The organism is Mycobacterium asiaticum (assembly GCF_001668675.1).
GTDB classification, from domain to species: domain Bacteria; phylum Actinomycetota; class Actinomycetes; order Mycobacteriales; family Mycobacteriaceae; genus Mycobacterium; species Mycobacterium asiaticum_D.
Map to the genome: position 1 here is coordinate 1 of NZ_LZKQ01000028.1, position 20280 is coordinate 20280.

The window sequence follows — 20280 nt, forward strand, 5'->3', positions numbered from 1 at the left end:
TCACTCTAGCGTGACGCTCGGGGCCGACAGCCACGCTGGCGTGACGCTCGGCGTAAGGACGGGTGACGCTCGGCGTAAGGACAGGCGGGACGGGGGCGCTCAGGACCCGCGCAGCGTCTCGATTATCGCGCTGAAGTCTTTGTCGCCGTTGTCCGCGGCGAATTTGGCGTAGATCTCGGCGGCATGGGTGCCCAGTGGCGCGGTCGATCCGGTGGACGCGACCGCGTCCATCGCCAGACCCAGGTCCTTGTTCATCAGCGCGGTCGCGAAGCCGGGCTGGAAGTCGTTGTTGGCCGGTGACGTCGGAACCGGGCCGGGCACAGGACAATTGGTGTGCACTGCCCAGCAGTTGCCGGTTGCGCCGGTGATGACGTCGAAGAGGGACTGCGCCGGCAGTCCGAGCTTCTCGGCCAGGACGAAGGCCTCGCCGATGGCGATCTGGTGCACGGCGAGCACCATGTTGTTGCAGACCTTGGCGGCCTGGCCGGCGCCGGCCGCGCCGCAGTGAATGATCTTGCCCGCCATGGGCTCCAGCACCGGCCGCGCGCGCTCGAGTGCCGTTGCGTCGCCGCCGACCATGAACGCCAACGTCCCAGCTACCGCACCCTTCACTCCGCCGGAAACGGGAGCGTCGATCTGCGCCATTCCGTGTTCTTCGGCCAGCGCGTGCACCTCGCGCGCGTCGTTCACCGAGATGGTGGAGCTGTCGATGAACAATGCACCGGATTGCGCGACCGGCAGCACGTCGGCGTAGCAGCGTTTGACGACGTCGCCGTTGGGCAGCATGGTGATCACGACGTCGGCCTCGGCCACCGCCTCCGGGGCGCTGCCGAACACCGTCGCGCCGCGCTCGGCGGCGGTGTCTGCGGCGGCCGGCACGGGATCATAGCCCCGCACGACATGGCCTGCCTCAAGCAGATTCGCCGACATCGGCCCACCCATGTGGCCGAGTCCCAGGAAAGCGACCTTCAGCGACAACTCTGGCCCGCCCTTCTATGCGCTGGCGCGAAACCGGGTGGCTTCGGCCCGGCCGATGACCACTCGCATGATCTCGTTGGTCCCTTCCAGGATTCGGTGCACCCGCAGATCGCGCACGATTTTCTCCAGACCATACTCGCGCAGGTACCCGTAGCCGCCGTGCAGTTGCAGCGCCTTGTCGGCGACCTCGAAACAGGTGTCGGTGACATAGCGCTTGGCCATCGCGCACAGCTCGACCTTGTCGGTGGCGTCCTCGTCGAGGGCATTCGCCGCCCGCCACAGCATCATTCGCGAGGTCTCCAAACCCGTGGCCATGTCGGCCAGGGTGAACCGCACCGTCGGCTCGTCGAGCAGCGCCGAACCGAACGCCTGGCGCTCGCGCACGTAGGCGCCGGCCTTGTCGAACGCGGCCTGTGCGCCGCCCAGCGAGCACGCTGCGATGTTGAGTCGCCCGCCGTTCAGCCCGTTCATCGCGATGCCGAAGCCGGTGCCTTCACCGTCCGAGCCGCCCAGCATGGCGTCCGCAGGCACCCGGACGCCGTCGAGCACGACCTGCGCCGTCGGCTGGGCATGCCAGCCCATCTTCTCCTCGAGTGCACCGAAACTCAGTCCGGGCGTGCCCTTTTCGACGATGAACGCCGAGATGCCGCGCGGGCCCTCGCTTCCGGTACGCGCCATGATGACATAGACGTCGGAGGCGCCGGCGCCGGAGATGAACTGCTTCACACCGTCGAGAACGTAATCGGAACCCTGCTTGACCGCCCGGGTACTCAACGCACTGGCGTCGGAACCGGCACCCGGTTCGGTCAGGCAGTAGCTGGCGATGACATCCATGGTCGCCAGCCGCGGCACCCACGACTTGCGCTGTTCGTCGGTGCCGAAGCGGTCGATCATCCAGGAGCACATGTTGTGGATGGACAGGAAGGCGGCCGTGACCGGGTCGGCGATGGCCAGCTGCTCGAAGATGCGTACCCCGTCCAGGCGGCGTAGCCCGCTGCCGCCCACATCGTCGCGGCAGTAGATCGCGGCCATCCCGAGTTCGGCGGCCTCGCGCAGCACGTCGGTCGGGAAGTGGTTGCTGGCATCCCATTCCAGGGCGTACGGCGTGATGCGCTTCTCGGCGAACGCGGCGGCCGTCTCTGTGATGACCCGTTCGTCGTCGTTGAGAGTGAACATTGCTTTTCTTAATTCATTGTGGGGATGACGAATTCGGCACCGTCTTTGATGCCGGACGGCCACCGCGAGGTGACGGTCTTGACCTTGGTGTAGAACTGGATCGACGCCGGGCCGTGCTGGTTGAGGTCGCCGAAACCGGAGCGCTTCCAGCCGCCGAAGGTGTGATAGGCCACCGGAACCGGGATTGGGACATTGACGCCGACCATTCCCACCTGCACCCGGGAGACGAAGTCGCGGGCCGTGTCGCCATCGCGGGTGAAGACCGCTACACCGTTGCCGTATTCGTGCTCGGACGGCAGCCGCAGGGCCTCTTCGTAGTCATGGGCGCGCACGATGCACAGCACCGGACCGAAGATCTCGTCGGTGTAGATCGACATCTCCGGGGTGACGTGGTCGAACAGCGTGGGGCCGATGAAGAACCCGCCCTCCAGGTTGGCATCGCCGAAGGTCAGGTCGTCACTGGCGCGCTCGCGCCCGTCGATGACGAGCTCGGCTCCGGCGTCCACGCCCTGGGCGATGTAGTCACGCACCCGGGTCAGCGCGGCCTCGGTGACCAGCGGACCGTAGTCGGCCTTCGGGTCCAGGCTGTGGCCGACTCGCAGGCCGTTGATCCGCTCAATCAGCCGTGCGCGCAACCGATCCGCGGTCTGCTCACCAACCGGGACGGCGACGCTGATCGCCATGCATCGTTCGCCGGCGCTGCCGTAGCCGGCGCCGATGAGGGCGTCGACGGCCTGGTCGAGGTCGGCGTCGGGCATCACGATCATGTGGTTCTTGGCCCCGCCGAAGCACTGCGAACGCTTGCCGTTGGCCGCCGCGGTGGAGTAGATGTACTGCGCGATGTCGGAGCTGCCGACGAAACCCACCGCCTGAATGTCGGGGTGATGCAGGATCGCATCGACGGCTTCCTTGTCCCCGTGCACGACCTGGAATACCCCGGGCGGCAGGCCGGCCTCGGTGAACAGCTCCGCCAGCCGCACCGGCACGGACGGGTCGCGCTCACTTGGCTTGAGAATAAAGGCGTTTCCGCATGCGAGGGCGGGGCCGGCCTTCCACAGCGGAATCATCGCCGGGAAGTTGAACGGGGTGATTCCGGCGACCACGCCCAACGGCTGACGCAGCGAGTAGACGTCGATACCGGGACCGGCGCCCTCGGTGTAGTCACCCTTGAGCAGATGTGGAATGCCGATGCAGAACTCGATGACCTCGATGCCGCGTTGGACGTCGCCGCGGGAGTCGGCGACCGTCTTGCCGTGCTCGAGGGACAGCAACTCCGCCAGTTCGTCGATGTTCTTGTTGACCAGGTCGACAAAACGCATCAGCACCCGGGCGCGGCGCTGCGGATTCCATGCCGCCCAATCCTTTTGGGCCCGTGCCGCGGATGCCACCGCGGCGTCGATGTCGGCCTGCCCGGCCATCGGGACGGTTGCCTGCACCTCGCCGGTGCTGGGATTGAGCACATCGGCGGTGCGGCTGGACCGGCCGGTGGTGCGCTGGCCATCGATGAAATGCGAAATCTGCGTGGTCATGGTTGTCCCGGAGAAGTGAGGAAGGAGTGCAATAATACTTGGATATCCTAGTAAGTCCGGGGCGGGCAAGCAAGAATGGCGGCTTGCCGCAGGTCAGACGGTCGCTGAACGGTTTATGTGGGCAGCGAATCGAAGACGACTGTCCCCATGCCGGCCGGCAGGTAGGAGTGGTAGATCGGCATCAGCGTGTAGGGGTAGTTACCGGTATTGAAGAATCCACCCAGCGCCGTGGAGACCGTCGCCCGCGTGGAATCGATGCCCCCGCCCGCTATCTGGGTGTAGATCACGGTATCGCCCACCAGGACAGTGATTCTCGTTCCAGCCGGAAGTGGCTGGCCCGGCAGAATATTCTGCAGGTCTGCGGGCAGCAGGTTGCTGGGAATCGCGCCGTTGACCCCGCCGGTATCGATGACGCTGAGACTCACCGGTTGCACGGGGGTGTCGTTGACCATCAGCTTCAGGTCGTCGGTGAACGGTGACCCGAAAGCGGAGACGGTCCCAGGAAGCGGGTTGTCGCCGAACAGGAAATAGTGTCCGGGCTGGTTGACCAGGATCCCGTTGGCGAGCAATCCCGGTAGTTGCTGCACGGCAACGGTACGGAATACCGGGTTGTTCACATTGGCCGCGACCCCGATCAGGGTTTCCGGTCGCACCGGCGTGCCGTTGTAGACCTCGGACGTGATGACGCCGACGGTCGTCGGCTGAGTCATGATCCCGTTTCCGAAGTTGAGCGCCGCCTTGTAGACGTTGTAGGTGACCACCGTTCGGTCTCCGGGGCTGCCGAAGTTGTAGGTGAGTCCAGTTTGGGTGGGCGTGCCCAGGGCAGCCAGATCGACGTCCTGGGGCGCGAACAGCAGGGCATTCGACCCGGTGTCCACGGTTGCCTGCACAAACGGTCCGCCGTCTACGGAGACCTGCAGTGTCGGGCGGGTCCCGTGCATCGTCAACTGGACGGTGGCCAGTCCGCCGTCGGCGCCGGTGGCCCCGGGTTGCCCCAGCAATTGGCCGCCGATGCCGCCAGGGCCGCCGAGCCCGGAGATGACGCCGCCGGTTCCGCCGGCACCGCCGCTGCCGATCAGGTGCCCGCCGTTGCCGCCCATGCCGCCGTTGGCGAAGGCGCCACCCATGCCGCCGGTGCCGCCGTCGCCGAACCACTGAGCGCTGCCGCCGGTGCCGCCGAGGCCGTACGGTCCGCCGGTACCGCCGGCACCGCCGTTACCCCAGAGCAGCCCCCCGATGCCGCCGGTCCCGCCCGTTCCGCCGGGGAGGATGGTGCCGACGGCGTTGTACATGAACGTCCCGCCCTGACCGCCGTCCCCGCCGTCACCGATGAACAGCGCATTGCCGCCGGCGCCGCCGACGCCCGTCCAGCCGCCCAGCCCGCCGGTTCCGCCGTTGCCCCACAGCAATCCGCCGGTGCCGCCGGCCCCGCCGGCCGCGCCGAGGCCGCCCATCCCGCCCGTGCCACCGCTGCCGATCAATCCGGCCGGGCCGCCGGCGCCACCCGCCACCCCGTCGGCAACGCTGGCACCCCCGCGGCCGCCGTTACCCCACAGGATGCCGCCCGCGCCTCCGGCCGTTCCGACGCCGGCCGCGGTGGTGATGCCGTCGGCGCCGTCACCGATCAGCGGGCGCCCCAGCAGGGTGTTGGTGGGCGCATTGATCAGCGCCAGCACCTCGTCCTGCAGGGTTTGCAGCGGGGCCACGCTGGCCGCCTCGGCCGTCGCATATGCACGGACACTCGCGTTGAGCGCTTCGATCAGTTGGCTGTGAAATGCCGCGGCCTGGTTGCTCAGCGCCTGATAGGCCGTCCCCTGCTGGGCGAACAGTGCCGCGATCGCCGCCGAAACCTCATCGGCGGCGGCTGCCGCGATTGCGGTCGTGGGAGCGCCCGCCGCCAGGTGCGCGGAACGGATCGCGGCGCCCAGGTTCTCCAGGCTCGTTGCCGCGTCGGCCACCGCTGCCGGTGCGACGGTCACGAAAGACATCGACCCACCCTGTTGTGATCATCCGGTCGCGACCCGACCGGCAAATCGGATGGTAACCAGTCGATTCACGGAAAGCGGTGATTTCGACCGTACTTCGCGCAATCAGGGGCAGGTAGCGTCGACTTCGAAGGTCTTGCTGACCTGTTGTCCGGTGTTGTCGACGCCGGTGGCCGTGCCGGTGATCTGGTAGCTCTTGCCGTTCTTGGTCGCCTTGGCGCTGTTACCGGGCGCGCCCTCGGTGAAGCTGAGCACCACCCCGTCGACCGTGCCCAGACCGGCGCTACGCACCGCCGATGCGTCCTGCTCGAGCCCCACGATGACGCCGGTGATCATGTCGCCGATCGCGATGGAGAATCTGCCCTGATTTGTGTCGCACACCACCGGCCCGCTGACATTCTGCGGCTGGCCGCCGATGATGACGCGGGTCTCTCCGGCGGCCGCCGGGGTGGCGCTCGCCGGCGCGGCGCTGGAGCTCACGGCCGCGCTGGAGGATGCCGCGCCCGACGACGAAGGGGCCGAGGTTTTCTCGTCATCGGAACACCCGGCCATACCGGCCACCAGAGTCGCCGCGCCGACGGCAATCAACAGCTCACGCTTCACCGAATTCTCCTTGCCCGAGGTTTTCACTCCGCCACGCAGCGGACGTGCCTTGCAGTATCTACGGTCAAGGATTTGTCGTACAGATGTTGAATTAATTCCCGCGGAGCTCGGCGATGAACTCCCGGGTTTCCTCCCAGGTGGGCAGCAGGCCGGAGGCCTGCACTTCCGCGAAGCTGGGGGCGGCGGCATCGCGATCGGACAGGGTGGGCGCGGCGCCGTTGACCAGCGGCCAGTCGATGGCCAGCTCCGGATCGGTGGCGGCGATGGTGTGTTCGCGTTGCGGGTTGTACTCCGCCGAACACAGGTACATCACCGTCGAATTGTCCTGCAGCGCAAGGAAAGCGTGTCCGAGACCCTCGGAGACGTAGATGGTGCGGCGATCCTTGTCGTCGAGCAGGACCGCGTCCCACTGTCCGAAGGTCGGTGAGCCGACCCGAATATCGACCACCACGTCGAACACCGAACCGTACAAGCAGGACACATATTTGGCCTGGCTCGGCGGCACCTGGGCGAAGTGCAGTCCGCGCAACACACCCGCTGAGGACGTCGAGCAGTTGGCTTGGCGCAGATCGAACCGGTGACCGGCGAAACCGCTGAATCCGCGGTCGGTGAACCATTCGAAGAAGATGCCGCGTGAGTCGCCGTGAATGGTCGGGGTGATCTCCCAGGCGCCAGGGACCTTGAGTTCGCGTACTTTCATGTCACTGCCCGCGTTCTTCGTAGCGCGCTTCGGCGGCGTCTTTCAGTGGGCGCCACCATGATTCGTTCTCCCGATACCAATCGATGGTGGCCTGCAGGCCCTCTTCGAAATCGGTGTGCTTTGGCGCCCAACCCAATTCGCCGTAGAGCAGGGACGGATCGATTGCGTAGCGCAGGTCGTGGCCGACGCGATCGGTGACGTGATCGAAGTCGTCGGGTTCGCGCCCCATCAACTGCAGCAGGGTGCGTAGCACACTCAGGTTGTCGCGTTCGCCCTCAGAACTGATCAGGTAGGTCTTGCCAATCTCGCCTTTTTCCAGGATTCGGCGCACGGCGCTGTTGTGGTCTTCCACGTGGATCCAGTCGCGGACGTTGTGACCACTGCCGTACAACTTGGGCCGGCGGCCGGTCAGCACGTTGGTGATCTGGCGCGGGATGAACTTTTCGATGTGCTGATACGGCCCGTAGTTGTTGGAACAGTTGGACAGCGTGGCCTGCACGCCGTAGGAACGCACCCAGGCCCGTACCAGCATGTCGCTGCCCGCCTTGGTCGCCGAGTACGGACTCGACGGGTTGTACGGCGTGGACTCGGTGAACCGCTGTGGGTCGTCGAGTTCCAAGTCCCCATAGACCTCGTCGGTGGAGATGTGGTGCAACCGCACACCGTGTCGCCGTACCGCTTCCAGGATGGTGAACGTGCCGACCACGTTGGTATGCAGGAACGGCTCGGGGTCGTCGAGTGCGTTGTCGACGTGGGACTCGGCGGCGAAATGCACGACGGCGTCGCACTCCGCGACCAGCCGGTTGACCAGGTCGGCGTCACAGATGTCGCCTTCGACCAGCCTGATGGCGTCCTCGACGTCGGCCAGTGACTCCCGCCGGCCCGCATAGGTCAGGGCGTCGATGACGGTCACCGCGTCCTCGGGATGTTCGCGCACCGTGCTGTGCACGAAATTCGCGCCGATGAAACCCGCCCCGCCGGTGACTAGCAGCCGCATGGGGGCAACCCTAACGGGTGAGGTCCAGCGATCCTGCCAGTTCGCCGAGTACCGAGGTGAGCTGCTCGGGCTGCGCGGCGCCCAGTACCTGGATGGCGACGTGGTCGGCGCCGGCGTCCAGGTGTTCGTGCAGGCGTCGCGCGATCGCGTCCGGAGTCCCGTAGGCGACCAGGGCGTCGATCAGCCGGTCACTGCCCGGCTTTCGCACGTCCTCGTCGGTGAAGCCCAGTCGCAGCCAGTTGTTCACGTAGTTGCGCAGGCCCAGGTAGAAGTCGACGAACTGGCGTCCGATCGCCCGGGCCTCCTCGGCGTCGTTGGTGAGCACGACCTTGTGCTCGGGCGCCAGGAAGACGGTGTTCCCGACCAGCTGGCGCGCCCGGCCGGTGTGCTCGGGTGTGGTCAGGTACGGGTGGGCGCCGGCGCTGCGTTGTGCTGCCAGGCGCAGCACCCGGGGCCCGAGCGCGGCCAGCACCCGGCGGCTGTTCGGCACCATCGCGTTGTCGAGTTCGTCGAGGTAGGAGACCAGCGCGTCGTAGGGCTTCTGGTACTGCTGGGTGTGCTCGGGGTGGCCCACGCCGACCCCGAGGACGAACCGGCCCGGATGTGCGGTTTCGATGCGGTGAAACGAGGCGGCGAGTGCTTTGGCCGGTGCCGCCCAGATGTTGACGATCCCGGTGGCCAGCTGCAGCCGGTCGGTCCGTGCCAGCGCGGGTTCGACCCACGCCAAGTCAGCGTCGGGCGACGCACCGATCCAGGCGGCGCCATAGCCGAGCGACTCGATTTCGGCGGCCAACTCCGGCGCGATCGACCGGCTACCCAGCCAGACGCCGAACCGTCCCAGGTCGGGTTTGAGTAAAACTGCGTCAGTCACGAGGCCTCATATACCCGTCTCAGAGACCTAGCGCTTCGGCCAGTTCGGCCAACGCCGGCACCAGATCCTCGTTACGGGTCAGCACCTGCACCGGGACGTGGTCGGCGCCTGCGTCGAGGTGCTCGCGCAGCCGGGCGGCGATGGCGTCGGTGGTTCCGTAGGCGACCACGGCGTCCACCAGCCGGTCGCTGCCCGGTTTGGCGACGTCCTCGTCGGTGAAGCCCAGCCGCTTCCAGCTGTTGAGGTAGTTGGCGAGGTTCAGGTAGATGCCGAGGGCCTTGCGGCCGACGGCGCGGGCCTTGTCGGCGTCGGTGGTCAGCACCACCTTGTGCTCGGGAGCCAGAAATGCCGACGGCCCGATCAATTCCCGGGCCTGCGCCGTGTGTTCCGGCGTGGTCAGGTACGGGTGTGCCCCGGCCGCGCGCTGCGCGGAGAGTTGAAGGACCCGCGGGCCCAATGCCGCCACCACCCTGCGGTTGGCCGGCACGCCATGCTGGTCAAGCTGGTCGAGGTACTCCACCAGCGCGTCGTAGGGCTTGCGGTACTGGGCGTGCGCCTCGGGATGACCCACGCCGATGCCGAGCAGGAAGCGCCCCGGGTAGGCGTGGTCGATCCGGTGGAATGATTCGGCGACCGGGCCGGCCGCCGCGGTCCAGATGTTGACGATGCCGGTGGCCACCTGCAGCGTGGTCGTTGCTGCCAGGATCGGTTCGACCCAGTCCAGTTCGGCCGGTGGTGAGCCGCCCACCCAGACCGCCCCGTAACCCAAGGCTTCGATCTCCTTGGCCTGCTGCGGAGTGACGCCGCGTCCGAACGATCCGAACCGGCCGAGATCGGGCTTACTGGGGGCTGAACCTGCCTGGGAATCGGTCATGGTTGGTCTAACCGGCAGGCCGGCCCGGGCTATTCCGCTCGCAGCGAACCGGGCGATTTTGCTTCCGGAGCGGCGGTGCGGGTATCGTGGACCAACGGTGCGGCGTCCGTGCCGGCTCTTCGCGTGCCCTGTCTGAAATTTCTTCTGGGAATTTCCATCACCGGCTCACGGTTTGTAGTCCGGACGAATGCTGCGCCCACCCAGGAGCACGGACAACAAGGTAGAGGATCGCCGAAAAGTAATGGCCAAGAAGGACGGTGCCATCGAGGTCGAGGGCCGCGTGGTCGAGCCCCTGCCCAATGCGATGTTTCGCATTGAGCTGGAGAACGGCCATAAGGTGCTCGCCCACATCAGCGGCAAGATGCGGCAGCACTACATCCGCATCCTTCCCGAGGACCGCGTGGTAGTGGAGTTGTCTCCCTACGACCTGTCCCGGGGCCGCATTGTGTACCGGTACAAGTAACGAACCACCCAAGACCAGAGAACAGGACCGAGACTGCCGTGAAGGTGAACCCGAGCGTCAAGCCGATCTGTGACAAGTGCAGGGTGATCCGTCGGCACGGACGGGTCATGGTGATCTGCTCCGACCCGCGCCACAAGCAGCGGCAGGGTTAGGTCAGGGCCAGTCCTTTTTGGGCGCCCGCACACAACTGAATGCAGACCTCCCAGTACCAGTGAGCGGATACGCCGCCCACCTACGCCCGGACGGAGGCCGGGCCCTCGCCAACAGGTGAGGAACGGACTGGGAAAAGACCTCCGCTGAGAAAGAGGAAACGCCACCTATGGCTCGACTAGTAGGCGTCGATCTCCCGCGTGACAAGCGGATGGAGATCGCGCTGACCTATATCTTCGGCATCGGCCGTACCCGCTCTAACGAGATTCTGGCGGCCACCGGCATCGATAAGGATCTGCGCACCAAGGATCTGACCGATGACCAACTCACCCACTTGCGCGACTACATCGAAGCGAACCTGAAGGTCGAGGGTGACCTGCGTCGTGAGGTGCAGGCCGACATTCGTCGCAAGATCGAGATCGGCTGCTACCAGGGCCTGCGGCACCGCCGCGGCCTGCCGGTGCGCGGCCAGCGGACCAAGACCAACGCGCGGACCCGCAAAGGCCCCAAGCGCACCATCGCAGGCAAGAAGAAGGCCAGGTAACCGATGCCACCGAAGAAAGCATCCGCCGGCGGTCCCAAGAAGGGGCAGAAGACCCGCCGCAGGGAAAAGAAGAACGTTCCGCACGGCGCCGCGCACATCAAGAGCACCTTCAACAACACGATCGTGACGATCACCGACCCCCAGGGCAACGTCATCGCCTGGGCGTCGTCGGGTCACGTCGGCTTCAAGGGCTCGCGGAAGTCGACTCCGTTCGCCGCGCAGCTGGCCGCGGAGAACGCTGCCCGCAAGGCCCAGGAGCACGGGGTGCGCAAGGTCGACGTGTTCGTCAAGGGCCCGGGTTCGGGCCGCGAGACCGCGATCCGTTCGCTGCAGGCGGCCGGCCTGGAGGTCGGTGCGATTTCCGACGTCACGCCGCAGCCGCACAACGGTGTCCGCCCGCCCAAGCGTCGGCGCGTCTAGGAGGGTTGAACTGATATGGCTCGTTACACCGGACCCATCACCCGCAAGTCGCGCCGGTTGGGCACCGACCTCGTCGGTGGCGACCAGTCTTTCGAGAAGCGGCCCTACCCACCCGGCCAGCACGGCCGCGCGCGGATCAAGGACAGCGAATACCGTCAGCAGCTGCAGGAGAAGCAGAAGGCCCGCTTCACCTACGGCGTCATGGAGAAGCAGTTCCGCCGTTACTACGAAGAGGCATCGCGCCAATCCGGCAAGACCGGTGAGGAACTGCTGAAGATTCTGGAGAGTCGGCTGGACAACGTCGTGTACCGCGCGGGGCTCGCGCGTACCCGACGGATGGCCCGCCAGCTGGTAAGCCACGGGCACTTCTCGGTCAACGGCGTGCACGTCAATGTTCCCAGCTACCGGGTGTCGCAGTACGACATCATCGACGTACGGGACAACTCGCTGAACACCGTGCCTTTCCAGATCGCGCGGGAGACGGCGGGCGACCGCCCGATCCCGAGCTGGCTGCAGGTGGTGGGGGAGCGGCAGCGCATCCTGGTCCATCAACTGCCCGAGCGTGCGCAGATCGATGTCCCGCTCACCGAGCAGCTGATCGTCGAGTACTACTCGAAGTAAAGACTTCCGGACCGGCAGCCGCCGGCGCGGAAACCCCTTGCGGCGATCGCAAGCGCGGCGGAGCCGGGCGAAGCGGGTCGACGCGAGAACCAAACGGCATCAAATAGCGGGTGCCGAGAAGGAGAAGAAGAAACACCATGCTGATTTCTCAGCGGCCCACCCTGTCCGAGGACATCCTCAACGACAACCGGTCCCAGTTCGTCATCGAACCGCTGGAGCCCGGATTCGGCTACACCCTGGGCAATTCGCTGCGTCGCACGCTGCTTTCGTCGATCCCCGGCGCGGCGGTGACCAGCATTCGCATCGACGGTGTGCTGCACGAGTTCACCACCGTGCCCGGCGTCAAGGAAGACGTCACCGACATCATCCTGAACCTCAAGGGTCTGGTCGTGTCCTCCGAGGAGGACGAGCCGGTCACCATGTACCTGCGCAAGCAGGGCCCGGGTGAGGTCACCGCGGGCGACATCGTGCCGCCGGCCGGTGTCACGGTGCACAACCCGTCCATGCACATCGCGACCCTGAACGACAAGGGCAAGCTCGAGGTGGAGCTCGTCGTCGAGCGTGGCCGCGGCTACGTCCCGGCGGTGCAGAACCGGGCCTCCGGTGCCGAGATCGGCCGCATCCCAGTCGATTCCATCTACTCGCCGGTGCTCAAGGTCACCTACAAGGTGGACGCGACCCGTGTCGAGCAGCGCACCGACTTCGACAAGCTGATCCTGGACGTGGAGACCAAGAGCTCGATCACGCCGCGTGACGCGCTGGCGTCGGCCGGTAAGACGCTGGTCGAATTGTTCGGTCTGGCACGCGAACTCAATGTCGAGGCCGAGGGCATCGAGATCGGGCCGTCGCCGGCCGAGGCCGACCACATCGCCTCGTTCGCGCTGCCGATCGACGACCTGGACCTGACCGTGCGCTCCTACAACTGCCTCAAGCGCGAAGGCGTGCACACCGTCGGCGAACTGGTCTCGCGCACCGAGTCCGACCTGCTCGACATCCGCAACTTCGGTCAGAAGTCCATCGACGAGGTGAAGGTCAAGCTGCACCAGCTGGGCCTGTCACTCAAGGACAGCCCGCCGAGCTTCGACCCGTCCGAGGTCGCCGGCTACGACGTGGCCACCGGCACCTGGTCCACCGAGAGTGCGTACGACGACCAGGACTACGCGGAAACCGAACAGCTTTAAGCAACCCGTCCCGGTCCTACCTGATACGGGGGCCGGCCCCATCTAGGAGAAGTCGCAATGCCAAAGCCCACCAAGGGTCCCCGCCTCGGCGGGTCGTCTGCGCACCAGAAGGCGATCTTGGCCAACCTGGCTACCTCGTTGTTCGAGCACGGCCGGATCAAGACCACCGAGCCCAAGGCCCGAGCATTGCGGCCGTACGCGGAGAAGCTGATCACCCACGCCAAGAAGGGCACGCTGCACAATCGCCGCGAGGTGCTCAAGAAGATCCGGGACAAGGACGTGGTGCACACCTTGTTCGCGGAGATCGGGCCCTTCTTCTCCGACCGCGACGGCGGCTACACCCGCATCATCAAGGTCGAGCCGCGCAAGGGTGACAACGCTCCGATGGCCGTCATCGAACTCGTGCGGGAAAAGACGGTGACGTCCGAAGCCGACCGGGCCCGGCGGGTGGGGGCCTCGAAGAAGGCTGCGCCCGAAGCGGCGGCCGCGGCACCGCAGGCCGCCGTCGAGCCGGAGGCGGTGGACGATTCGGCCGCCGACGAGGCTGCGACCGACACCGAAGCCACCCCGGAGGCGGCAGCTGCGACGCCGCAGGCGGGCTTGGAAGGTGACTCAGCAGGCGACACCGAGGCCGGCGACGAGGCCACGTCCGAGGGCACCGACGACGCCAGCACCGACGCCACCGACGAGGCACCCGAGAATTAGCGAAGTCGTCCGTCTGCGATTCGACATCGCTTACGACGGAACGGATTTTGCGGGTTGGGCGGCGCAAGCGGGTTTGCGCACGGTCGCCGGTGTGCTCGATGAGGCACTGACGACCGTGTTCCGGGCGCCGGTGCGGCTGCGCGCGGCGGGCCGCACCGACACCGGTGTGCACGCCACCGGGCAGGTGGCGCACGCAGACGTGCCGGCCGATGCCGTGTCGAATGCCTACTCACGGGCGAGCCGTCGCGAGGACCCGGAGTTTCTTTCCCTGGTGCGTCGGCTGGGCAGGTTCCTGCCCGCCGACGTCCGGGTGCTGGAGATCGTCCGGGCGCCCGCCGGTTTCGATGCACGGTTCTCGGCGTTGCGGCGACACTACGTGTACCGGCTGTCGACCGCGCCGTACGGTGTGGTGCCACAGCAGGCCCGCTTCGTCACCGCCTGGCCGCGTCCCCTGGACGTGGACGCGATGAGTGTTGCGGCCCGAGAGTTGTTGGGGTTGCACGATTTTGCCGCATTCTGCCGTCGTCGTGAAGGGGCCACCACGATCCGGGAACTGCAGCGGCTGGACTTCTCCCGCGACGCCGATCAGATCACGGCGCACGTCAGCGCCGACGCGTTCTGCTGGTCGATGGTGCGATCCCTGATTGGGGCGCTGCTGGCCGTTGGTGAACACCGGCGCACACCGTCGTGGTGCCGTCAATTACTCGGGGCGACTGAGCGATCCAGCGATTTCGCGGCAGCGCCGCCACAGGGGCTGACGCTGGTTGCGGTGGACTATCCGCCCGACGACGAGCTCGGTGCCCGGACGCTGATCACCCGCGACATCCGTTCGCCCCGTTAGAGTTTGCCCGCGACGAAACTCGCGGCCTGGTTGGTCAGGCCGGGCACATACCCGGTGTGCGCCTTCCATTGGTTGCCGTCCGAGCAGATCGGGTCGCCTTCATTGCACAGGTCGATGATCTTGCCGTCGAACTGGAAACTCAGTGCGTTCATCAATCCGCCGGCCCGGCCCGAAGGGTTGCCGAACAGGGCCACCGCGGCGACATGCTCGGCGGCATCGGACGGCAGCGGCTGGGTGAAGCCGAGGCCGGGCAGCGGTGCGGCGGTGACGATGTCGATCACCGCGGCGCCCTGGGAGTATCCGCCGAGCACGAGCTTGGTGCCCGGGCAGTTGTTGACCATCTGCTGGACGTGGTCGCTGGCGTCGTTGGCGCCGTCGGTGGCGGCGAGGAAGTCCTTGTTCGCCGGGTAGTTGACCCCGTAGGCGCCGATGTTGCGGCCCGTCTTCTGGCGCAGTGAGCCGACCAGCGCGTTGCCGACCCGGCCCAGCCCCGGCGGTTCACCGGTGCCGCGCGCGAAGACCACTTCGGCGTCCGGGCAGGCGGCGTGGGCCGGCGGTGCCAGCGGCGGGGCAACCAGCAACGCGGCCGCCGTGAGTGCGGCGGCCGCGATTCCGGCGACGCGGGGTCGCTTGCAGCCCAAGGGGTTCAGCCTCATGGACCGAAATAGTAGGGGCTACCGGACCCGAGTCAGCGGACCTGCACCACCGGCGCGGTGGCCGGTGCGCCCGGCACCTGCGGGACGGAGCCCGGAGGCGTCAGCGGCAGCTGGGGAACGGGCAGCTGTCCGGGCATGTGCGGGACACCGTTCATCAGCTTGGGTGCCACGAAAGCGGCGCCCTGGGTGGTGTAGGTGGGGACGTAACCTTCGGTGTGGCCGGTCCACTCGTTCCCGGCCCCGGCGTGGCAGATCGGGTCGGTGGGGTTGCAATAGTCCACGGCTTTGGCGCCCAGCAGCGCACTCTTGGTCGGCAGCGAGCCCCCGGCACGGTCGGCGATGTCGCCGAAAGTCACCACCGCAGCGATGTTGCCGGCGTATTCGGGCGGCAGCGAACTGCCGAAGCTGATGCCGCCGATCGGAACACCGGCCACAATGTCCATCACCGAGGCGCCCTGTGAGTACCCGCCCAGCACAATCTTGGTGGTAGGGCAGCTCGACGCCATCTTCTTGACGTGCGAGATCGTGTCGTTGGCGCCGTCACCGCCGTGCAACTGCAGCTTGCTGGCCGCATAGTTCACCGCGTAGGTGTCGATGTTCACCCCGGGGGCCTGCTGGCGCAGCGAGTCGACGAATGCGTCGCCCACCCGGCCCAGGCCGGGCGGCTCGTTGGTCCCTCTGGCGAAGACGACCTCGGCGTCCGGGCAGTCGTCGGCGGACGCCGACGGGACGGCCCCGAGCGGGTTGACCAGCAGAACAATGGCCGCCAGAGCGGCGGCGCCCACACCGGCCCGACCGGCTAGGCGGAGGATGGGGTGTTTACGCACCTGGGAAATTTTATACGCCGGCCGGTGGAGGATCATCTCCGCGCCTGTGGATAACTGCACGCAGCGGGATGGTCGGCGGCCTATTTTGAGACGATCCGGGCAACGTAGTGGGGGAGCAGGGCGGCTGGTGACCACCACCTGGCTGCAGGTCAGCGCATACCGGTACCAGAGGCGGCGCTTGGAGCACGCGTTGCTGGGTGGCGATCATCGTGCGGTCGGCCGCGCGCGGCGGGTTGCGCTGGTGCTTGGTGCTGTGTTGTCGGCGGTGGCGCTGGCCGGGACCGGATTGTTGGGTTGGCTGCGCCCGCAGCCCTCGCTTGGCGAAGCCCCGATCGTGATGGGTCAGGTATCGGGCGCCTTGTACGTGCGGGTGGGTGACACCTGGCATCCGGTGCTGAACCTGGCCTCGGCCCGACTGATCGCGGGCACGGATGCCAATCCGCGGCCGGCGCGGGAGTCGGACCTGGCGCGCGTCAAACGTGGTCCGTCGCTCGGCATTCCGGGCGCACCGCAGCAGCTCAACCCGCCACTGCCGGCGGCGGAGTCGGTCTGGACGGTTTGCGACGGCGAGGGTGAGGCGGGGACAACTGTGCTGGTCGGGCCTCCGGCGGGCGCATCCGTCGGCGCGTTGAGCGCTGACCGCGCCGTCCTGGTCGCCACCGACCCCGGCGTCCAGCCCTACCTGCTTTACCGCGGGTCCCGCGCGTTGGTCGACCTGTCGGATCCGGCGGTGGTCCGCGCCTTGAAGCTATGGGGACAGACTCCGCGTATCGTCTCGCGGACTTTGCTGAGCGCCGTCCCCGAGGTACCGGCCATCACGGTGCCCCGAATTCCACAGGCTGGCGGACCGCCGCGCGAGTGGCTGCCCGGGATTGTGGTCGGCACTGTGTTGCGGATCACACGTGCAGTGGGTGATGAGTACTACGTGGCCCTGCCCGCCGGGGTCCAGCGCATCGGGCAGGTCGCCGCCGACCTGCTGCGATTCAGCGATGCGCAGGGCAGCGTCAACGCCGTCACGGTAGCGCCCGATGCGCTACGTAACGCACCGATCGTTGACGTCTTACCGACCGCTGCGTTCCCCGACCGGGCGCCGGCTGCGTCGGACAGAACGGAGGTGGTCTGCGCGGTCTGGAGGCCAGCGCGATCGGTTCCGGCCGGCATCGCCCTCGTGGCGGGCGGCGCTTTGCCTCTCGTCGGAGGGCAGCCCGTGGGCTTGGCGCAAGCCGACGGCCGCGGGCCGGCCGTGGACGCCGTCCAGTTACCGCCCGGCCGCTCTGCGTATGTGTCGGCGCAGCCCCTGACCGGCACCAGTCCTCGCAGCGCGCCGCGCTTCCTCGTGACCGAGGGTGGAGTGCGATTCGCGGTTGCCGACGACGAGGCGGCCCGCGACCTCGGTCTGCCGTCGACGCCAGCACCGGCACCGTGGGCGGTGCTGGCGGCATTGCCATGCGGACCGGAGCTGAGCAGGGTGAAGGCGTCAGTCGGTCGGGACACGGTGGCGCCGTAGCCGCCGGACCGCGACTGAGGCCACCAGGACCACGAGACAACTGGCGGCGCCCCGAAAAGCGGTGTCGCGCGGGCGGTTGTCGGTTGGCAGCGGTGTGATCGGCGCCGGCAGGTCCACCGGCCTGATGCCGGGTGTGCCGATTTGTCCGAGGGTGCCGGTGCTGACCGCGGCCAGGGCGTCGACGACGCCATTGCCGACGGCCGGATCCCAGCCCGCCGGGGGATGGTGGGCGGTCGCCTCGATGCGCTGCATCACCGCGCGCGCGGTCAGCGCCGGGAAACGGGCCCGGATCAGTGCGGCAAGCCCGCTCACCACCGGCGCCGCATAGCTGGTTCCTGAGATCGATTGCCCAGCAATGGTATTGACGATGCCCTCGTTGATTGGGCTCAATGAGATCACTCCCTCGCCGGTCGCGGCGACGTCGACCCACGGCCCGGCCAGCGTGAACGAGGACGGTACGCCCTGAGGGTTCACCGAACCCACGGTCAGTACGTAGTCGTCGTACCAGGCGGGGCTGACGGCGGCCGGTTGTGGCGGACACTGCGTGGCGTCCCCGATGTTGCCTGCGGCGGCCACCACCACCGCGTCCTTGCCGTCGACCGCGTACGCGATGGCGGCACCCAGGGCGCGGTCGTCGAGCGTGCCCGCGGATGCGACGCATGCGACGGACGAAATGTTGATGACGGTGGCACCCATATCCGCTGCGGTACGGACCGCTTCCGCCATCGTCTGAACATCACCGACGCCGTGGCCGGACCGGTCGCCGGCCGGGGAGAATCGGGTGCTGGATTGCCGGATGCCGATCACCGTGGCCTCCGGCGCTACGCCACTGAACTGGTCGGCCTCGGAAGCTGTTGCCGCAATTATCCCGGCCACCAGCGTGCCGTGCGCGTCGCAGTCCTGGGTTCCGTCGCCCGTCGACACGTAGTCACCGCCGGCCACCAAGTTCGATAGCCGGGGGTGACGCCGGACACCGGTGTCGATCACCGCGATTCGTTGTCCGGCACCCCGGGTGAGCTGCCAGATCCGCGGCAAGTCCATGTCAGCGACCTGGGGAGGGATACCGGTGACCGCCGGATCCACGGCTGCCACCGCGCACACCTCTCGCTGCACGGTGGGCCCGGACGGAGCAGGCAAGGTCGCTGCGGGTAACCACTTTTCGTCGACCGGCGGTGGTGACACGGCACGGGCGAGCGGTGCCGGGGACGGCACCGTCAACGCGGCCGCGAGCAGCAAGCGAGCCGCCCCGCGGGTCGTCACGCGCTCAACAGGTTCAGCCCGCGGACGGCGCCGAAGGCACCACAGGTCCAACACGCCACGGGCACGGCGGCGGCCAGCGTCACGCATCCCAGAGCGTCGACGCCGCGCCGCGCGACCGGCGATAGCGATATCGAAGGGGCGACGAACCCGAGGTACATCGCCGCTGCGGCCGAGACTGTCGTGACCGCGGCGATCCACGATCCGCGCTGCGGCAAGTGCCCGGCTACGACCGCCAAAACCACTGCGGTGGTCGCTATTCCGGTGCAGGTGAACATCAACATCCGTCTGTGATCCAGTCGGGCGTGCAGTAGCAGCAGTGCTGCCGTGAGGGCGGCAAGGAGGCCGGCCCGCGGGCTGGTGAGCGCGGCAAGTGCGGCACCGGATCCGGCGCCGATCGCGAACGCGGCCCGCAGGCTGGTCAACCAACGATCGGCGCAAGCCGCGTCGTCGGCCAGTTCCCTCTCGTCGGGCAGTGCAGGTGACAGACCGGCCAGCCGCATCGAGAGCCGCGGTGCCACCTCGATCAGGCCCAGACAGGACAGCGCGGTCACCGCTCCGACGACGTGCGGCGGTGCCGCGGTCAGCACGCCGGCCATCGCGGCGGCCGCGCCGATCAGCGCGCAGCAGGCCAGCGCGGTCAATGCCGTTACGCCGCAGGAGGTCAGGCGCATCGACACGACGGCCGAGACGGCAACCGCCATGGTGGCGAGCAGCACATGCGGACCGGCGGGGGTGCCGGGCACGGCGAGCAGTCCGGTGACCCCGGCGAACATGGCGGCGATGATGCTCAGAGTCAGCGCGGCGGCCGGTTGCCGGTAGCTCCGCTGCGCCACCGAGGCCAGGCAGAGCGCCGCGACGGCGGCGGCGCCCGTCATCCCGGCAGCAGTCAGATCAGATTGATTGGTACTGAATGTGTTTCGAATCAGCACCAGCAGGCCGGCGGCGGTGATGACGACCGCTCCGAGCGCGGTGACGACCGGGGACGGACGCCGCGCCTGGGGCGGATCACCCAGGCCGGCCAGCACCGCCTCGGACTCGTCCGCGCGGGGCCGGGTGGGTGGCCGGGGAGCTTCACGGTGCAATACCAGCGTGGCGCCGTCTTCGATGCCGTTCTGCGCGAGGGTCGTCACACCCAACAGTGGCGACCCGCCCAAGGTACAGAGCAGGTGGCGGTCTGGCACCGGGTCCGCACCGCCGAGCAGGTCGACGATGGCCGGGATCAGTACGGCCACCGGAACGTCGGCGGGCAACACCAAATCGACCTCGCCGCTGCCGGTGTGGACGGCGACGCAGCGCATCTCGGATGCGGATACTGGGTCCATCAACGGGACGGTAATCGGATGTCGACCATCGGGTTTCCAACTGTCCACAGCTGGCTTGCGACGAAAAATG

The 20280-nt window shown here is 67.6% G+C and carries 22 protein-coding genes; 9 read left to right on the top strand and 13 right to left on the bottom strand.

The window, feature by feature from the left end; translation table 11 throughout:
* Nucleotides 1-99: 99 nt before the first annotated feature.
* The 9 genes from mmsB to A9X01_RS02170 form a co-directional block, all read right to left on the bottom strand.
* Nucleotides 100-972, bottom strand: coding sequence for a 3-hydroxyisobutyrate dehydrogenase (gene mmsB / locus A9X01_RS02130; RefSeq protein WP_081282169.1), 873 nt, complete (start codon nucleotides 970-972; stop codon nucleotides 100-102).
* A gap of 21 nt (nucleotides 973-993) precedes the next feature.
* Nucleotides 994-2154 carry an isobutyryl-CoA dehydrogenase gene (locus A9X01_RS02135; RefSeq protein ID WP_065119088.1) on the bottom strand — a complete coding sequence of 387 codons (1161 nt, stop codon included), beginning with the start codon at nucleotides 2152-2154 and terminating at the stop codon, nucleotides 994-996.
* Between the two features lie 8 nt (nucleotides 2155-2162).
* Entirely contained in the window at nucleotides 2163-3683 is a 1521-nt protein-coding gene (locus A9X01_RS02140) for a CoA-acylating methylmalonate-semialdehyde dehydrogenase (protein WP_065119089.1), read from the bottom strand.
* Nucleotides 3684-3796: 113 nt separating this feature from the next.
* The gene (locus A9X01_RS02145) at nucleotides 3797-5671 is read right to left on the bottom strand and encodes a PecA family PE domain-processing aspartic protease (protein WP_065119090.1); all 1875 of its coding nucleotides are present in this window, start codon (nucleotides 5669-5671) and stop codon (nucleotides 3797-3799) included.
* 102 nt (nucleotides 5672-5773) lie between these two features.
* Nucleotides 5774-6220 carry a lipoprotein LpqH gene (locus A9X01_RS02150; protein WP_436405221.1) on the bottom strand — a complete coding sequence of 149 codons (447 nt, stop codon included), beginning with the start codon at nucleotides 6218-6220 and terminating at the stop codon, nucleotides 5774-5776.
* A gap of 142 nt (nucleotides 6221-6362) precedes the next feature.
* The gene (gene rfbC / locus A9X01_RS02155; protein ID WP_065119091.1) at nucleotides 6363-6971 is read right to left on the bottom strand and encodes a dTDP-4-dehydrorhamnose 3,5-epimerase; all 609 of its coding nucleotides are present in this window, start codon (nucleotides 6969-6971) and stop codon (nucleotides 6363-6365) included.
* A gap of 1 nt (nucleotide 6972) precedes the next feature.
* Nucleotides 6973-7968: a dTDP-glucose 4,6-dehydratase gene (rfbB, locus tag A9X01_RS02160; protein WP_065119092.1), complete on the bottom strand. Its 996-nt coding sequence runs from the start codon at nucleotides 7966-7968 to the stop codon at nucleotides 6973-6975.
* A gap of 10 nt (nucleotides 7969-7978) precedes the next feature.
* The gene (locus A9X01_RS02165; protein ID WP_065119093.1) at nucleotides 7979-8839 is read right to left on the bottom strand and encodes an LLM class F420-dependent oxidoreductase; all 861 of its coding nucleotides are present in this window, start codon (nucleotides 8837-8839) and stop codon (nucleotides 7979-7981) included.
* Between the two features lie 19 nt (nucleotides 8840-8858).
* A complete protein-coding gene (locus A9X01_RS02170) occupies nucleotides 8859-9713 on the bottom strand; it encodes an LLM class F420-dependent oxidoreductase (RefSeq protein ID WP_065119094.1) in 855 nt (284 codons plus the stop codon).
* Between the two features lie 241 nt (nucleotides 9714-9954).
* Here A9X01_RS02170 and infA point away from each other — a divergent pair, with 241 nt between their 5' ends.
* The 8 genes from infA (at nucleotide 9955) to truA (ending at nucleotide 14638) form a co-directional block, all read left to right on the top strand.
* The gene (gene infA, locus A9X01_RS02175; RefSeq protein ID WP_003418601.1) at nucleotides 9955-10176 is read left to right on the top strand and encodes a translation initiation factor IF-1; all 222 of its coding nucleotides are present in this window, start codon (nucleotides 9955-9957) and stop codon (nucleotides 10174-10176) included.
* A gap of 38 nt (nucleotides 10177-10214) precedes the next feature.
* A complete protein-coding gene (rpmJ, locus tag A9X01_RS28695) occupies nucleotides 10215-10328 on the top strand; it encodes a 50S ribosomal protein L36 (RefSeq protein WP_003879483.1) in 114 nt (37 codons plus the stop codon).
* Nucleotides 10329-10495: 167 nt separating this feature from the next.
* Nucleotides 10496-10870 carry a 30S ribosomal protein S13 gene (gene rpsM, locus A9X01_RS02180; RefSeq protein ID WP_036352829.1) on the top strand — a complete coding sequence of 125 codons (375 nt, stop codon included), beginning with the start codon at nucleotides 10496-10498 and terminating at the stop codon, nucleotides 10868-10870.
* A gap of 3 nt (nucleotides 10871-10873) precedes the next feature.
* Nucleotides 10874-11290, top strand: a complete 417-nt coding sequence (gene rpsK / locus A9X01_RS02185) for a 30S ribosomal protein S11 (protein WP_036352831.1) — start codon at nucleotides 10874-10876, stop codon at nucleotides 11288-11290.
* 15 nt (nucleotides 11291-11305) lie between these two features.
* The gene (gene rpsD / locus A9X01_RS02190; RefSeq protein WP_065119095.1) at nucleotides 11306-11911 is read left to right on the top strand and encodes a 30S ribosomal protein S4; all 606 of its coding nucleotides are present in this window, start codon (nucleotides 11306-11308) and stop codon (nucleotides 11909-11911) included.
* A gap of 137 nt (nucleotides 11912-12048) precedes the next feature.
* The gene (locus A9X01_RS02195) at nucleotides 12049-13092 is read left to right on the top strand and encodes a DNA-directed RNA polymerase subunit alpha (protein ID WP_036352837.1); all 1044 of its coding nucleotides are present in this window, start codon (nucleotides 12049-12051) and stop codon (nucleotides 13090-13092) included.
* A gap of 57 nt (nucleotides 13093-13149) precedes the next feature.
* A complete protein-coding gene (gene rplQ / locus A9X01_RS02200) occupies nucleotides 13150-13797 on the top strand; it encodes a 50S ribosomal protein L17 (protein WP_065119096.1) in 648 nt (215 codons plus the stop codon).
* Nucleotides 13793-14638, top strand: coding sequence for a tRNA pseudouridine(38-40) synthase TruA (gene truA / locus A9X01_RS02205; RefSeq protein WP_065119116.1), 846 nt, complete (start codon nucleotides 13793-13795; stop codon nucleotides 14636-14638). The genes rplQ and truA overlap by 5 nt, the downstream gene beginning before the upstream one ends.
* Here the strand turns inward: truA and A9X01_RS02210 are convergent.
* Together A9X01_RS02210 and A9X01_RS02215 are read right to left on the bottom strand one after the other, a co-directional pair.
* Nucleotides 14635-15294, bottom strand: a complete 660-nt coding sequence (locus tag A9X01_RS02210; RefSeq protein WP_065119097.1) for a cutinase family protein — start codon at nucleotides 15292-15294, stop codon at nucleotides 14635-14637. The genes truA and A9X01_RS02210 overlap by 4 nt on opposite strands.
* A 32-nt stretch (nucleotides 15295-15326) precedes the next feature.
* On the bottom strand, nucleotides 15327-16121 hold the full coding sequence (locus tag A9X01_RS02215; protein WP_253848877.1) for a cutinase family protein: 795 nt from the start codon (nucleotides 16119-16121) through the stop codon (nucleotides 15327-15329).
* A 127-nt stretch (nucleotides 16122-16248) separates the two neighbouring features.
* Here A9X01_RS02215 and eccB point away from each other — a divergent pair, with 127 nt between their 5' ends.
* On the top strand, nucleotides 16249-17628 hold the full coding sequence (eccB, locus tag A9X01_RS02220; RefSeq protein ID WP_253848879.1) for a type VII secretion protein EccB: 1380 nt from the start codon (nucleotides 16249-16251) through the stop codon (nucleotides 17626-17628).
* Here eccB and mycP read toward each other — a convergent pair.
* Nucleotides 17599-18888 carry a type VII secretion-associated serine protease mycosin gene (gene mycP / locus A9X01_RS02225; RefSeq protein ID WP_065119098.1) on the bottom strand — a complete coding sequence of 430 codons (1290 nt, stop codon included), beginning with the start codon at nucleotides 18886-18888 and terminating at the stop codon, nucleotides 17599-17601. The two genes, eccB and mycP, sit on opposite strands and share 30 nt — an antisense overlap.
* Nucleotides 18885-20210 (bottom strand): type VII secretion integral membrane protein EccD, encoded by a 1326-nt coding sequence (gene eccD, locus A9X01_RS02230; RefSeq protein ID WP_065119099.1) that lies wholly within the window; start codon nucleotides 20208-20210, stop codon nucleotides 18885-18887. The genes mycP and eccD overlap by 4 nt, the downstream gene beginning before the upstream one ends.
* Nucleotides 20211-20280 lie beyond the last annotated feature (70 nt).

Coding starts and splice junctions, on each gene's coding strand:
- A9X01_RS02135 (WP_065119088.1), bottom strand. CDS start 2,154: ATGTTCACTCTCAACGACGACGAACGGGTCATCACAGAGACGGCCGCC.
- A9X01_RS02140 (WP_065119089.1), bottom strand. CDS start 3,683: ATGACCACGCAGATTTCGCATTTCATCGATGGCCAGCGCACCACCGGC.
- A9X01_RS02145 (WP_065119090.1), bottom strand. CDS start 5,671: ATGTCTTTCGTGACCGTCGCACCGGCAGCGGTGGCCGACGCGGCAACG.
- A9X01_RS02150 (WP_436405221.1), bottom strand. CDS start 6,220: ATGGCCGGGTGTTCCGATGACGAGAAAACCTCGGCCCCTTCGTCGTCG.
- rfbC (WP_065119091.1), bottom strand. CDS start 6,971: ATGAAAGTACGCGAACTCAAGGTCCCTGGCGCCTGGGAGATCACCCCG.
- rfbB (WP_065119092.1), bottom strand. CDS start 7,968: ATGCGGCTGCTAGTCACCGGCGGGGCGGGTTTCATCGGCGCGAATTTC.
- A9X01_RS02170 (WP_065119094.1), bottom strand. CDS start 9,713: ATGACCGATTCCCAGGCAGGTTCAGCCCCCAGTAAGCCCGATCTCGGC.
- infA (WP_003418601.1), top strand. CDS start 9,955: ATGGCCAAGAAGGACGGTGCCATCGAGGTCGAGGGCCGCGTGGTCGAG.
- rpsM (WP_036352829.1), top strand. CDS start 10,496: ATGGCTCGACTAGTAGGCGTCGATCTCCCGCGTGACAAGCGGATGGAG.
- rpsK (WP_036352831.1), top strand. CDS start 10,874: ATGCCACCGAAGAAAGCATCCGCCGGCGGTCCCAAGAAGGGGCAGAAG.
- rpsD (WP_065119095.1), top strand. CDS start 11,306: ATGGCTCGTTACACCGGACCCATCACCCGCAAGTCGCGCCGGTTGGGC.
- A9X01_RS02195 (WP_036352837.1), top strand. CDS start 12,049: ATGCTGATTTCTCAGCGGCCCACCCTGTCCGAGGACATCCTCAACGAC.
- rplQ (WP_065119096.1), top strand. CDS start 13,150: ATGCCAAAGCCCACCAAGGGTCCCCGCCTCGGCGGGTCGTCTGCGCAC.
- A9X01_RS02210 (WP_065119097.1), bottom strand. CDS start 15,294: ATGAGGCTGAACCCCTTGGGCTGCAAGCGACCCCGCGTCGCCGGAATC.
- eccD (WP_065119099.1), bottom strand. CDS start 20,210: ATGGACCCAGTATCCGCATCCGAGATGCGCTGCGTCGCCGTCCACACC.